We start from the raw sequence: 13,261 nt of genomic DNA on the forward strand, positions 1-13,261 counted from the left end.
TTAGAATGAGCGGGGAATATCCACTCATTCTTATTTTTACAACCAGCTACGAAACTTTTTAATATAAAGCTTTTTTAGGAATTGTGTTAAAAAAGCGTAGCCTAATAGTATTCCTACTAACCAAGGAAAGTAGTTAAGTGGCAATGCTTGTAAACCAACGGCTGCACCAAGTGGTGAGAATGGAATATAAATCCCGATTGCCATAATAAGAGCGGTTAATAAAACGACTGGTGTTGATGCAGTGCTTTGAATAAATGGAATCTTTTGTGTTCTTATCATGTGAACAATTAAAGTTTGTGTTAACAATCCAACGACAAACCAACCGGACTGGAATAATGATTGCTCGCTCGGTGTATTTGCACCAAATACATTCCACATGACTACGTATGTGATAATATCAAATACGGAACTAATTGGGCCGATACAAATAATGAAGTTTCGTAAGTTTGCAGTATCCCATTTTCGTGGTTTTTCTAGAAACTCTTTATCCATTTTGTCCCATGGAATAGAAAGTTGTGAAATATCATAAAGTAAGTTTTGAATTAAAAGATGAATGGCAAGCATCGGTAAAAAAGGAATGAAAGCACTTGCTACTAACACGCTAAACACATTACCGAAGTTAGAGCTAGCTGTCATCTTAATATATTTTAAAATATTTCCGAATGTAGTACGTCCTTCTAAAATACCTGCTTCTAATATAGTTAAACTTTTTTCGAGTAGAATAATATCGGAAGCTTCTTTCGCAATATCAGTAGCAGTATTAACAGATATTCCGACATCAGCTTCACGTAATGCTACAGCATCGTTAATGCCGTCTCCCATGTAACCTACAGTGTGTCCATTTCCTTGTAATGCGTGTATAATACGAAATTTTTGCATTGGATTAAGCTTCGCAAATACAGTCGTTTCTTCAGCAAGTTTTGCTAATGCTTTATCTGGTAAAGAATCAATCTCGTAACCGAGGATTGGTTCGCCGATATCTAATCCAACTTCTTTACAAACCTTTCTTGTAACAATTTCGTTATCGCCAGTTAAAATTTTCACTTGTACACCATGTTTTTGTAATGCTTGAATTGCAGCTGCTGCAGATGGTTTCGGTGGATCTAAAAAGCCGATATATCCACTGAGAATCATATCTGTTTCGTCTTTTACTGCGTACTCTTTATTATTTATTCTTCTCTCTTTTTTATAAGCCACAGCAATAACCCGCATACCTTCACTATTTAATGTCTCACTTAGTTTTTTGACATTTGAACGTATTTCCTCGGTGAGTGGAACGACTTTTTCATCCACTTCGGTGTAATTACAAATTGATAAAATTTCTTCTACGGCACCTTTACAAACCATTGTATGTTCACCTGAAATATCTTTTACGATGACTGACATACGCCGGCGGGCGAAATCGAATGGAATTTCATCTAGCTTTTGAAAAGCTGATGGATTAAATTTATTGTTTTCCTCTGTATGCTTAATAACAGCTTTATCTATTAAATTTTTCAATCCAGTTTGATAGAAACTATTTAAATAGGCAAATTGTAAGACGCGATTGCATTCATTTCCCTTGGGATCTAAGTGACGAACAAGGACAACTTTATCTTCTGTTAAAGTTCCGGTTTTATCTGTACAAAGAATGTTCATAGCACCTAAGTTTTGAATAGAATTTAGCTGTTTTACAATTACTTTTTGTTTAGACATGTTAACGGCACCTTTAGCTAAATTAGCAGTTACAATCATTGGTAACATTTCAGGTGTAAGACCAACAGCGACGGCAATAGCGAAGAAGAAAGCTTCTTGCCAATCTCCTTTTGTGAATCCATTAATGAGAAGGACAATAGGCGCCATAATAAGCATGAATGTAATTAAGAGCCAGCTTACTTTGTTTACACCTTTATCAAAGCTTGTTTCTACACGCTTTCCAATTACCTTATTTGCTAAAGAGCCGAAATACGTATCGGTACTTGTTGAGATGACAACAGCTTTTGCGCTACCACTTACAATATTTGTTCCCATGAAGCAAAGGTTTTCCATATCGAGTGGATTGTAATTTTTTTTCATGTTTTTCGGTAAGATATGCTTATTTTCTGTATGGTAGCAGTGTTCGTATTTTTCTACAGGAAGTGCTTCCCCTGTCAAAGAAGATTGATTAACAAATAAATCTTTAGCGGATACAACACGCACATCAGCTGGAACGATATCACCAGATGAAAGGGAAATAATATCGCCAGGTACAAGTTCCTCAATTGGAATTTCTGTTGTGTAATTTCGGTTTAAATTCTTTACATTTTTTGTTTCATGTACAAATCCATTTATTCTAAATACGCTCGCAGTTGTTCGAACCATAGCTTTTAACTTATCGGCAGCTTTTTGAGAACGAAATTCTTGGGAAAACCGAATCGTTGCACTAAGTAGGACCATTACAGATACGACAATCGTTCCTTGCATATCATCTGTGAAAAAGGAGAGTGCTCCAAGAGCTAATAAAACGAAAATAAATGGATTTTTAAATGCCAATAGAAATTGAATGTACCACGGCGCCATTTTATTATGAGCTATTTCGTTCGGACCATATAAAGAAAGTCTACGAGACGCTTCTTGTTTAGATAATCCATCTTGTGTTGTTTCTAAAAGTTTTAACGCAGAGCTTACATCTTGTGTTGCAACCTCCACTAATAATTCGTTATTTGTTTTCATGCTATCTTGCTCATAAGCATGCTTTGTTTCTTGTCTTTGTAAATTAAACATCGGTAGTTCCTCCTCTGTCATGAAGGAGGAAACAATCTGTTACCTAACTATTTGAAATGGTGAGGAACAGTTTCTTTCCTACCTACATGATGAAATATGAATGTAAAACGTATGGGTATCTGGGCCGAATCATCAATTGCCAACTGTTCCTCACCTCCGTACAATTTAGTAGTTTCTGAATATGCTATGTTTGTTTCATAGTAAGGTGCATATAGACGTAAAAAGACCTTTACTCAAAACGAGTAAAGGTCTGAATTCGCAGTTAAAAGAGTCCACAACAAAGACTGTTAGTAGACATAAATAAAAACAGTTTTTGTGTATGACAAAATACATGCACCTCTCCCTCGTTGAGTTTTAGCACTGTATAGCATAGGTACTGAAACCAGCTACGTTAAAAAAGGCCTTCATTCCGACCTTTCCTGTTGACCCATTGGCGTCTCTCGACATTTTTGGGCAGCAGCGTTTCTCTATACAGGAGCCTCACCTAACAGAGACCATATTCAATTACATGTTGAATGTTAGCACTGTAAAATCGTAGTGTCAATATCTTTTTTATCTGTGTTTTTAAAATATTAAACGGATTTATAATAGATATGTGGGATGAAATGCATGATATTGATTATGAATAATATGGAAAATAAATATTTTTATAAAAGGGGAATTTGTAAGGGTACCACAAAATTTTATTATAAATATTGAGAATCAAAAATGGTTGTTTAATGAGCAGGAAGATTTATGTTCACACGGAGAAATATATCCCGCATTAACGGGCAGTAAGACTCCCACCTCAAAATTCGGCTAGAGCAAAGGAGTTAGGTGGGAGAGATCAAACTGCCCGTAAAAGCCCGATTGGTTCAACTAATAATCAGTGGGGACGGTGCCCCCCACTGATTAAAGTTTCACTTTATTTAAATGTGGATGGAACGATTATTACGCGGAGAGGTATGGATGAGGAATGGGGAATAAGTGAATCAGCTTTAGCTTTGTTACGAACTTTAGATAAAGAATATATTTGTGATATTGAAAATGAAGAGGGGGTTATTTTGCACGGATGTGGCACTATGCTAATGTTAGGATGCCCAATTTCAATTCATTGGACTATAAACCATATAGGTAAAAATGTGATTTTAAAGGACTTTGTCAAAGTTATTTCTACTGATCAAAAGGCTATATACTATGAAGGGTTTCATATAGAATTGAATGAAAATGAATATAGAAAACAAATTGTTTCTTTTGCACTACAAGCAAAAGAATTATTTAATAAATCAAGTGAAAAGATAATTTTAAATGAGCTTGAGCGAAGTATGTATACCGACTTTTGGACGGAATATGATCATTTGTTAAATAAGTATAAATAAAAAAGCACTGTAACCAGTGCTTTTTTATTATAGATTACGAGATTGTAGGGTTTTCAAAAATAACAATCTCTGAACTGTTTGTAGTTGAAACGCGTTGGGCGTAATATGTTAAAGCTGAAGAAATATATGCTGGTAACGTATCATTTGTATGTGATGTTGTATATTCATGGATTAATTCCTTTAAAGTTGTCCATTCTAATTGTGCTGGGTGATCAGACACGAAAGAACTTACCCAGCGATCAAATGAAGATGAAAAATCAGTTTGTAAACGAAATACTTCTTTCATAATAAAACGCTCCCTTAAAATGTAGTATAATTATTTTACCACAAAACACGAACGATTGGTAAATTTTTTAAGTAAAACGTTCGTGTTATATAGTTGTCTAGATGATTGGTTATGTAAATTCGATTTGCCATTTGAAATAACATTCCGTAAGATGAGAGATAGAGTATATTTAGAGCTGGAGGAAAGAAAGTGGAATTTGTATTTTTAGGAACTGGTGCAGGTGTTCCTTCAAAAGGAAGGAACGTTTCAGCAATTGCTTTACAATTGTTAGAAGAACGAGGACAGACTTGGTTATTTGATTGTGGCGAGGCCACGCAACATCAAATATTACATACATCGGTACGTCCGCGCCGCATTGAAAAAATATTTATTACGCATTTACATGGCGATCATATTTTTGGATTGCCTGGTTTATTAGGTAGCCGTTCATTTCAAGGAGGAACTACGCCTTTAACGGTGTATGGACCGAAAGGAATTAAACAATTTATTGAAGTGGCATTATCGGTAAGTACGACACATGTGAAATATCCACTTGAAGTTGTGGAGATAACAGAAGAAGGTACCGTATTTGAAGATAATGAATTTTATGTAGAAACGAAAAGATTGTCACACGGTATAGAATGTTTTGGATATCGTATTGTAGAGAAAGATATACAAGGTGCTCTTTTAGTTGATAAATTGCTTGAGATGGGTGTGAAACCAGGTCCAATCTTTAAACGTTTAAAAGATGGAGAAGTAGTTGAATTAGAGGATGGCACGATATTAAATGGAAATGAGTTTATCGGCCCACCTCAAAAAGGAAGAATTATTACTATCTTAGGTGATACGCGATATTGCGAAGCGAGTAGGGAGCTTGCGCAAGATGCAGATGTACTTGTCCATGAAGCGACTTTCGCAGCAGAAGATGAGCAACAAGCGCATGATTATTTTCATTCCACATCTAAGCAAGCTGCGAGCATTGCACTTCAGGCAAATGCGAAGCGATTAATCTTAACTCACATTAGTTCTCGCTATCAAGGAGATACATATAAGGAATTATTGAAAGAGGCAAGAGAGTTGTTTTCTAATACAGAAATAGCGACAGATTTGAAATCATTCCCAGTAGAAAAATGATAATTTTGTAAAAAATGGTAACGATGGGTTACCATTTTTTTATGTCTAAAAAAATTTAAAAATAAAACTGTTATTATTTTATGCTTATACTTGGATGATACAGAAAATTAGAATGGTTTGAATATATACGATAAAAATACGAAATAATGATTATTTAGAAAAACTGTTATATAAGTCAGATGACATACAAGTGATACAAATAGCAGGAATGGACTTTTATTCAGAACTTTTAAAATTCAACAAAAGTAAGCGTTTTATAAAAAACAAGCTATAATGAGGGCAGATTATAATTTATGATAAGTCACATGCTTTTTAGTTATTATCGTAACAAGTGAAGTTGACTAAACCATGAGAGAGTAACATGAGAATTATAATAGGAAAGATATCACTTGTTTATGCTATGCTTGCAATGGCTTCTGTGTTAAACTTTGGATTGCTACCAGACTTTATTGTGGATTATCTTATATCATTTTTTTAATGAAAATAATACTAAGATTCTTATGTATTATGATAACTGGTATTATTTCAGGTTATATTGGATTACTTTTATTCAAAAATTATCCAATTCATACAGCAGAACAAATTCGTGGTACAACTGGAAAAGCGACAGATGTAGCAGCTTAATAGAATAGTAGAATAAATTTTTTTCATAGAGGTTTAGGGGGAGTTATGATGAAGTATCGCTCAGTATTTGATATTATCGGTCCAGTTATGATTGGACCATCAAGTTCACATACAGCAGGCGCGGCAAGAATGGGGCAAGTTGCTCGCCAGCTGTTTCGTCATGAACCAGAAAGAGTAAGCATTTCGTTATATGGATCATTTGCAAAGACGTATCGAGGGCATGGTACCGATGTAGCACTAATCGGTGGAATATTGGGATTTGAAACAGATGACTTACGTATTCCAGAGGCGCTAGAAATAGCAAAAGAGCGCGGAATTGAAGTGGAATTCATTGAAGAAGATGCCAATGCACCTCACCCAAATACAGCAAGAATTCGTTTGTATAAAGGTGAAGAAGAAATTGAAGTTGTTGCTTGCTCAATTGGTGGCGGTAAAATTGAAGTTGTAGAATTAAACGGATTCGATCTTCAATTATCAGGCACAAGTCCAGCACTACTTATTGTAAATAACGATCGCTTTGGTGCTATTGCAGCGGTGGCTTCAATCCTTGCTACACACGAGATTAACATTAGTACAATGAGTGTTTCTCGTAAAGAAAAAGGAAGAAGAGCGCTTATGGTTATTGAAACAGATGAATTATTAGCAGATGAAGTGATTGAAGAAATAAAAGCGCAACAAAATATTTGTCAAGTAACTATTATGGATTAATTGCAGGGGGGACACACCATGTTTCGGAACGCAGCGGAACTAGTGGCGCAAGCTAAAGAACAAAATGTAAAAATCGCAGAAATTATGATTCAATGTGAAATGGAAACAAGACGTATTTCACGTGAAGAAGTAATTGCTGGTATGGAAAAGAACTTAGTCGTGATGGAACAAGCAGTAGAACGTGGTATTCGCGGCGTGAAATCACCAACTGGTTTAACTGGTGGAGATGCTGTAAAAGTTCAAGCGTATATGAAGAGTGGAAAAGGCTTATCTGGAGATACGATTTTGGATGCAGTAAGCAAAGCTGTTGCAACAAATGAAGTAAACGCAGCGATGGGAATTATTTGTGCAACACCAACAGCAGGGTCTGCTGGAACAGTGCCAGGTGTACTATTTGCACTAAGAGAAAAATTGCAGCCTACACGTGAAGAAATGATTGAGTTCTTATTTACAGCAGGAGCTTTCGGTATGGTTGTTGCGAATAATGCTTGTATTTCTGGTGCGGCAGGAGGATGCCAAGCTGAAGTTGGTTCAGCAAGTGGAATGGCGGCTGCAGCTGCAGTTGAGATGGCTGGTGGAACACAAGATCAAGCAGCTACAGCGATGGCAATTTCATTAAAGAACATGCTTGGTTTAGTGTGCGATCCTGTTGCAGGACTTGTAGAAGTGCCTTGTGTAAAACGTAATGCAGCAGGAGCTGCGAATGCGATGATTTCAGCAGATTTAGCATTAGCTGGTGTAACGAGTACAATTCCATGTGATGAAGTAATTGAGGCAATGTTTAGAATTGGACAAACGATGCCAGTAGCACTTCGTGAAACAGCAGAAGGTGGACTTGCAGCAACGCCGACTGGTCGTCGCCTGCAAGAAGAGATTTTTGGGAAGAACAATAACTAAGTGTAAAAATAGAAAAAGGAGCTCAAGTTTATTTGAGCTCCTTTTTCTATTTTTCTTTTGTTAGTTGTTCTAATGTTTTTCCAAGATTATGTGATCGTTCCGTTGCCTGTGTAATACAAGAAATAAGTGCTTGTTGAAATTCATGTTCTTGTAATACTTCAATACCTGCTTCGGTAGTTCCACCAGGAGAAGTAATTTCCTTTCGCAAAATAGAAGGGTGCTTGTCACTTGCTTTTAGCATTTCAGCAGCACCAATCATCGTTTGAAGAATAAGTGATTTTGCAACATCTTCTTTTAAACCAATTTTTTTTGCAGCTTCTTCCATAGCTTCCACTACGTAATAAATATAAGCAGGTCCACTTCCGGATAATGCAGTGACAGCATGCATATCATCTTCCTCTACAACAGAGACGAGACCGATCGTTTCAAATAAAGATGTTGCAGTGCGAATATGTTCCGCTGTTGCATGTTTTGAAGGGGAGATAGCGGTAGCTGATTTTAGAATGGCTGCGGATGTATTTGGCATTGCACGAATAATTGGAACGTCTTTTTGAAGTAGTTTTCTAATTGAGTGAGTAGAAACACCTGCTAGTAATGAAATAATAAGCACGTTATTATTTATGTATTCTTTAAAAGGGGTAAGCGCCTCTGCAACATCCTTTGGTTTCATTGCTAGAAAAAGAATATTTGCATCAGTAAGTAATTCTTTTTTATTATGAGTACCTTTGACACCGTATTTTTTATGTAGCTCTTGTAATCTCGTCTCGTTAGAACGATTACTTACAGTAATTTGTTCACCTTTAACAACATTTGCATGTAACAAGCCACCAATAATAGCTTCAGCAATAGAGCCTGCACCGAGAAAGGAAATGTTTTGAATAGACATGATGTTCCTCCTTTAATTTTGGTTAGAAATTCTTATAAATGTACATACATTCGTTTTCTTATAGGAAACACCTCTTTTTATCTGAAAATAATGACAAATATATATAGAAGTTGTAAACTGAAGAAGTATTCATTTTTGAACCGGAAAGAGACAGGGGGGCTAAGCATGACGGCGATTCACCGAATGGAGATTCCTGTACCATTTGCAGTGGAAACTGTGAATGTGTTTTTAGTTGAGGGGGAGACATTAACATTAATTGATACAGGGACGAATACAGAAGAGGCAAGGAATGCGTTAGAAAGTCAATTAGGTGCATTAGGATATACGATAGAAGATATTGAAACAGTAGTCATTACGCATCATCATGCAGATCATTGTGGACTTTTAAATATATTTTCTGAGAAGACGAATATTATTGGACATCCTTGGAATGAGCCTTGGATCACACAAAATCCAGAATTTTTAAAGCGGTATCATGAATTTTTTAGAGAGACGGCCTTACAGTTTGGTGTGCCAGCAGCATTTTTGAAAGACGAGTCGTTATTGACGACGAGGACACTTAAATATTCTTGTAATAGATCGTTAACGCATACTGTGAGAGAAGGAGATCGTATTAATTCTTTGCCTGGATTTACAGTGCTTGAAACACCAGGCCATGCTTCTACTCATATTTCTTTATATAGAGAATCTGATGGAATATTAATTGGTGGAGATGCTCTCATTAGTCATATTTCTTCGAATCCAATACTAGAACCACCATATGAAGGGCAAACAGAACGGGCACGCCCATTACTACAATATAATCAAACATTACAGCGTTTAAGCGAAATGAATATTTCACGCATTTTATCAGGGCATGGGGAAGATGTTCTAAATGTGAAACAACTTATTGAAACGAGATTACAAAAGCAAGAAACACGTGCTTTTAAAGTGCTTGAGTTATTAAAGGAAAAACCAATGACAGCATTTGAAGTATGTGTAAAACTATTTCCGGTATTATATAAAGAACAATTACCACTTACTATTTCAGAAACGGTTGGACAATTGGACTATTTAGCATATAATCAACAAGTGATGATTGATGAGTCATCGCAACAATTGATTTATTATGCAAAGTAGGTGACAGCAATGACAGGACGTTTACAAAATAAAGTAATCGTCATTACAGGTGCTTCTAGTGGGATTGGTGAGCAAGTTGCAATGCAAGTTGCAGCACAGGGAGCGACTCCAGTATTAATGGCTCGAACAGAAGAGAAACTACAAGCGTTAGTAGACAAAATTAAAGAAACTTATAATACGCCTTGCTATTATTATGTATTAGATGTAAGTGAAGAGATGGAAGTACAGTCTGTTTTTTCAAAGGTATTACAAGAAGTGGGACGTATTGATATATTAGTAAACAATGCGGGATTTGGTATTTTTAAAACGTTTGAAGATGCGTCAATGGGTGAAGTAAAAGATATGTTCCAAGTAAATGTATTTGGATTAGTAGCATGTACGAAAGCGGTACTACCTTATATGGTAAACAAGAATGAAGGACATATTATTAATATTGCTTCACTTGCTGGAAAAATTGCAACTCCGAAATCGAGTGCTTATGCATCAACGAAACATGCCGTATTAGGATTTACGAATAGTTTACGCATGGAATTAGCGAATACAGATATTTATGTTACAGCAATTAATCCAGGTCCGATAGATACAAACTTTTTTGAAATAGCGGATCAATCTGGTACATATGTAAAGAATATGGGACGTTACATGTTAAAACCAACATACGTAGCAGAACAAATCGTAAAGTCGATGCACACGAAAAAACGTGAAGTAAACTTACCGAAGTGGATGGGAATTGGCCCGAAACTTTATGCTTTATTCCCAGGTTTATTTGAACGTGTAGCAGGTAAATCATTAAGTAAAAAATAGGAGATTTCCATATGGAAATCTCCTATTTTTTATTGTTTTCCAGTTACATAATCATAAACAATATCCTCAATTTCCTCGTATAAATCAATTTCAATATTTGAATGAGTCACCGTTTGAATATGTTTCACTAGCATTTCCTGATCTTCTTTTGATATTGGACTGCATTGATATTGTTGAAAACTTTTTATAATCATTTTCTCAATTAATTTTTCGTTCATATTTTTCCCCGCCTGTATGTACGTATGTATTGTTTTATTGTACTTGAAGTGAAATAAAAAAACTACTATGCACTATTTTTGTATAAAAATTCGGTTGAGTATATTATTTTTCTAATAAAATTAAGTTTTTTTAGATTTAAAAATTTATAAATATTTAATTGACTCTATAAATATACAATATTATAATCATACTTAATTTAAAGAATCGATATGAGGAGGAACTTATGAAAGTCGCAATTATTGGAGCCACTGGATATGGGGGCATTGAGTTAATTCGTTTATTAGAACAACATCCATATTTTTCGATAGCATCTCTCCATTCTTTTTCACAAGTTGGTGAGTGTATAACAAATGTATATCCGCATCTTCGAAATGTCCTTTTTCATACGTTACAAGAAATTGATGTGGAGACGATAGGAAAAGAAGCAGAAATCGTATTTCTAGCAACCCCAGCAGGAGTATCGGCGGAGTTAACTCCCAAGTTATTAGCAGAAGGTTTAAAAGTAATTGACCTATCTGGAGACTTTCGTATGATAGATCCTTCGTCATATGAACTGTGGTATAAAAGGCCAGCAGCGAAAGAAGAAATTCTTAGAAAAGCAGTGTATGGGTTAAGTGAATGGAAAAGGACTGGGATTCAAAAGGCAAATTTAATTGCAAACCCAGGATGTTTTGCTACAGCCACATTGCTAGCGATAGCGCCGTTAGTACGTAGCGGCATGATTGAAGAAGATTCGATTATTATTGATGCGAAATCAGGGGTATCAGGAGCAGGTAAAACACCAACAACAATGACTCACTTTCCTGAGCTATATGATAACTTGCACATTTATAAAGTGAATGAGCATCAGCACGTTCCAGAGATTGAGCAAATGCTTACAGAATGGAATAGTGGATCACAGCCAATTACATTTAGCACACATTTAATACCGATATCTCGAGGAATCATGATTACACTTTATGCAAAAGTAAAACAAAAGATGGAAATAAAGCAACTTCAAAAATTGTATGAAGAAACGTATGAACAATCGCCTTTCATCCGAATTTGTACGCAAGGGAAATTTCCAAGTCCAAAAGAAGTGAGAGGCTCAAATTATTGTGATATTGGCATAGCTTACGATGAAAGAGCTGAAAGAGTTACGGTCGTTTCTGTTATAGACAATATGATGAAAGGCGCGGCTGGGCAAGCGATTCAAAATGCAAACATAATAGCGGGACTAGAAGAGACAACAGGTTTACAACATATGCCGCTTTATGTATAAGGGGGCCATGATGATTAAAGTAGCGTCTATTACAAAATTAGAAAATGGTTCAATTGTAACGCCGAAAGGCTTTTCGGCAATTGGTACTGCAAATGGTTTAAAAAAGGAGAAAAAGGATTTAGGTGCCATCGTTTGTGATGTACCAGCATCATGTGCCGCTGTGTATACAACGAATCAAATACAAGCAGCTCCTTTACAAGTAACGAAGGATAGTATAACGGCAGAAGGGAAGTTACAAGCAATTATCGTTAATAGTGGAAATGCAAATGCTTGTACTGGAATGAAAGGATTACAAGACGCATACGAGATGCGCGCATTAGGGGCGGAACATTTTGGGATGAAAGAAAATTACGTTGCAGTAGCTTCAACAGGTGTAATTGGTGTTCCACTGCCGATGGATATAATCCGAAAGGGAGTTGCAACTCTTATACCGACGAAGGAAGAAAGTGAAGCATATTGTTTTTCTGAAGCAATTTTAACGACGGATCTTATAATGAAAGAAACTTGCTATGAAATGATTATTGATGGGAAGAAAGTGGCGATTGCGGGTGTTGCAAAAGGTTCAGGGATGATTCATCCGAATATGGCAACGATGCTTAGTTTTATTACGACAGATGCTCATATAGAGCATGACGTATTGCAAACAGCGTTATCCGAAATTACGAATCATACATTTAATCAAATTACGGTAGATGGAGATACTTCTACGAATGATATGGTCATCGTTATGGCAAGTGGATTATCAGAAACAAGGCCGATAAATATGGAACATACAGATTGGGAAACTTTCGTATGTGCTTTACAGCAAGTATGTGAAGATTTAGCGAAAAAAATTGCGCAAGATGGTGAAGGAGCTACGAAGTTAATAGAAGTAAATGTGCTAGGAGCTCAAACGAATGAAGAGGCAAAAAAAATTGCAAAGCAAATAGTCGGTTCGAGTCTTGTGAAAACAGCAATACATGGTGAAGACCCAAACTGGGGGCGAATTATTAGCAGTATTGGACAAAGTGAAGTAGCTATTCATCCGAACACAATTGACATTACTCTTCAATCTATATCGGTATTAAAAAATAGTGAGCCTCAAATATTTTCTGAAGAAGAAATGAAAGAGAGATTACAAGAAGATGAAATAGTCATTAATGTGTACTTACACTTAGGTGAAGAGACAGGATCAGCTTGGGGCTGTGACTTAAGCTATGAATATGTGAAAATAAATGCTTGTTATCGTACATAAGGAGAGAGAA

At 36.0% G+C, this 13,261-nt stretch carries 12 protein-coding genes and 1 riboswitch; of the genes, 8 read left to right on the forward strand and 4 right to left on the reverse strand.

Annotated elements, in window-relative coordinates; translation table 11 throughout:
* Positions 1-36: 36 nt before the first annotated feature.
* The gene (gene mgtA, locus ASE54_RS05755) at positions 37-2,742 is read right to left on the reverse strand and encodes a magnesium-translocating P-type ATPase (protein ID WP_000482694.1); all 2,706 of its coding nucleotides are present in this window, start codon (positions 2,740-2,742) and stop codon (positions 37-39) included.
* Positions 2,743-3,073: 331 nt separating this feature from the next.
* A riboswitch (M-box (ykoK) riboswitch) is annotated at positions 3,074-3,241 on the reverse strand.
* 349 nt (positions 3,242-3,590) lie between these two features.
* On the opposite strand from mgtA, the gene ASE54_RS05760 reads away from it, so the two are divergent.
* The gene (locus tag ASE54_RS05760; RefSeq protein WP_043333516.1) at positions 3,591-4,100 is read left to right on the forward strand and encodes a hypothetical protein; all 510 of its coding nucleotides are present in this window, start codon (positions 3,591-3,593) and stop codon (positions 4,098-4,100) included.
* A 34-nt stretch (positions 4,101-4,134) separates the two neighbouring features.
* On the opposite strand, the gene ASE54_RS05765 is transcribed toward ASE54_RS05760, so the two are convergent.
* The gene (locus ASE54_RS05765) at positions 4,135-4,386 is read right to left on the reverse strand and encodes a DUF3932 family protein (protein WP_000665709.1); all 252 of its coding nucleotides are present in this window, start codon (positions 4,384-4,386) and stop codon (positions 4,135-4,137) included.
* Positions 4,387-4,575: 189 nt separating this feature from the next.
* Here ASE54_RS05765 and rnz point away from each other — a divergent pair, with 189 nt between their 5' ends.
* The 3 genes from rnz (at position 4,576) to sdaAA (ending at position 7,728) form a co-directional block, all read left to right on the forward strand.
* The gene (gene rnz / locus ASE54_RS05770; RefSeq protein WP_000397454.1) at positions 4,576-5,499 is read left to right on the forward strand and encodes a ribonuclease Z; all 924 of its coding nucleotides are present in this window, start codon (positions 4,576-4,578) and stop codon (positions 5,497-5,499) included.
* Between the two features lie 672 nt (positions 5,500-6,171).
* Positions 6,172-6,831: an L-serine ammonia-lyase, iron-sulfur-dependent subunit beta gene (sdaAB, locus tag ASE54_RS05775; RefSeq protein ID WP_000877451.1), complete on the forward strand. Its 660-nt coding sequence runs from the start codon at positions 6,172-6,174 to the stop codon at positions 6,829-6,831.
* Positions 6,832-6,849: 18 nt separating this feature from the next.
* Positions 6,850-7,728, forward strand: coding sequence for an L-serine ammonia-lyase, iron-sulfur-dependent, subunit alpha (gene sdaAA / locus ASE54_RS05780; protein ID WP_000489454.1), 879 nt, complete (start codon positions 6,850-6,852; stop codon positions 7,726-7,728).
* A 46-nt stretch (positions 7,729-7,774) separates the two neighbouring features.
* Here the strand turns inward: sdaAA and proI are convergent, their stop codons facing one another.
* Positions 7,775-8,614, reverse strand: a complete 840-nt coding sequence (gene proI / locus ASE54_RS05785; protein WP_000027254.1) for a pyrroline-5-carboxylate reductase ProI — start codon at positions 8,612-8,614, stop codon at positions 7,775-7,777.
* Positions 8,615-8,779: 165 nt separating this feature from the next.
* Here proI and ASE54_RS05790 point away from each other — a divergent pair, with 165 nt between their 5' ends.
* Positions 8,780-9,733 carry an MBL fold metallo-hydrolase gene (locus ASE54_RS05790; protein WP_000125124.1) on the forward strand — a complete coding sequence of 318 codons (954 nt, stop codon included), beginning with the start codon at positions 8,780-8,782 and terminating at the stop codon, positions 9,731-9,733.
* 9 nt (positions 9,734-9,742) lie between these two features.
* Positions 9,743-10,537 carry an SDR family oxidoreductase gene (locus ASE54_RS05795; RefSeq protein WP_000147795.1) on the forward strand — a complete coding sequence of 265 codons (795 nt, stop codon included), beginning with the start codon at positions 9,743-9,745 and terminating at the stop codon, positions 10,535-10,537.
* Positions 10,538-10,566: 29 nt separating this feature from the next.
* On the opposite strand, the gene ASE54_RS05800 is transcribed toward ASE54_RS05795, so the two are convergent.
* On the reverse strand, positions 10,567-10,755 hold the full coding sequence (locus ASE54_RS05800; RefSeq protein ID WP_001003222.1) for a YqzH family protein: 189 nt from the start codon (positions 10,753-10,755) through the stop codon (positions 10,567-10,569).
* 224 nt (positions 10,756-10,979) lie between these two features.
* Between ASE54_RS05800 and argC the strand changes: the two genes are divergently transcribed.
* Together argC and argJ are read left to right on the forward strand one after the other, a co-directional pair.
* Positions 10,980-12,017, forward strand: a complete 1,038-nt coding sequence (gene argC, locus ASE54_RS05805; RefSeq protein ID WP_000861239.1) for an N-acetyl-gamma-glutamyl-phosphate reductase — start codon at positions 10,980-10,982, stop codon at positions 12,015-12,017.
* A 10-nt stretch (positions 12,018-12,027) separates the two neighbouring features.
* On the forward strand, positions 12,028-13,251 hold the full coding sequence (gene argJ, locus ASE54_RS05810) for a bifunctional glutamate N-acetyltransferase/amino-acid acetyltransferase ArgJ (protein ID WP_000598383.1): 1,224 nt from the start codon (positions 12,028-12,030) through the stop codon (positions 13,249-13,251).
* Positions 13,252-13,261 lie beyond the last annotated feature (10 nt).

Source organism: Bacillus sp. Root131 (assembly GCF_001429475.1).
GTDB lineage: Bacteria > Bacillota > Bacilli > Bacillales > Bacillaceae_G > Bacillus_A > Bacillus_A thuringiensis_S.

Bases quoted from the DNA above. Each gene is read 5' to 3' on its own strand.
- ASE54_RS05790 (WP_000125124.1), top strand. From the start codon at position 8,780: ATGACGGCGATTCACCGAATGGAGATTCCTGTACCATTTGCAGTGGAA.
- ASE54_RS05795 (WP_000147795.1), top strand. From the start codon at position 9,743: ATGACAGGACGTTTACAAAATAAAGTAATCGTCATTACAGGTGCTTCT.
- sdaAB (WP_000877451.1), top strand. From the start codon at position 6,172: ATGAAGTATCGCTCAGTATTTGATATTATCGGTCCAGTTATGATTGGA.
- argJ (WP_000598383.1), top strand. From the start codon at position 12,028: ATGATTAAAGTAGCGTCTATTACAAAATTAGAAAATGGTTCAATTGTA.
- proI (WP_000027254.1), bottom strand. From the start codon at position 8,614: ATGTCTATTCAAAACATTTCCTTTCTCGGTGCAGGCTCTATTGCTGAA.
- ASE54_RS05765 (WP_000665709.1), bottom strand. From the start codon at position 4,386: ATGAAAGAAGTATTTCGTTTACAAACTGATTTTTCATCTTCATTTGAT.
- argC (WP_000861239.1), top strand. From the start codon at position 10,980: ATGAAAGTCGCAATTATTGGAGCCACTGGATATGGGGGCATTGAGTTA.
- mgtA (WP_000482694.1), bottom strand. From the start codon at position 2,742: ATGTTTAATTTACAAAGACAAGAAACAAAGCATGCTTATGAGCAAGAT.
- sdaAA (WP_000489454.1), top strand. From the start codon at position 6,850: ATGTTTCGGAACGCAGCGGAACTAGTGGCGCAAGCTAAAGAACAAAAT.
- ASE54_RS05800 (WP_001003222.1), bottom strand. From the start codon at position 10,755: ATGAACGAAAAATTAATTGAGAAAATGATTATAAAAAGTTTTCAACAA.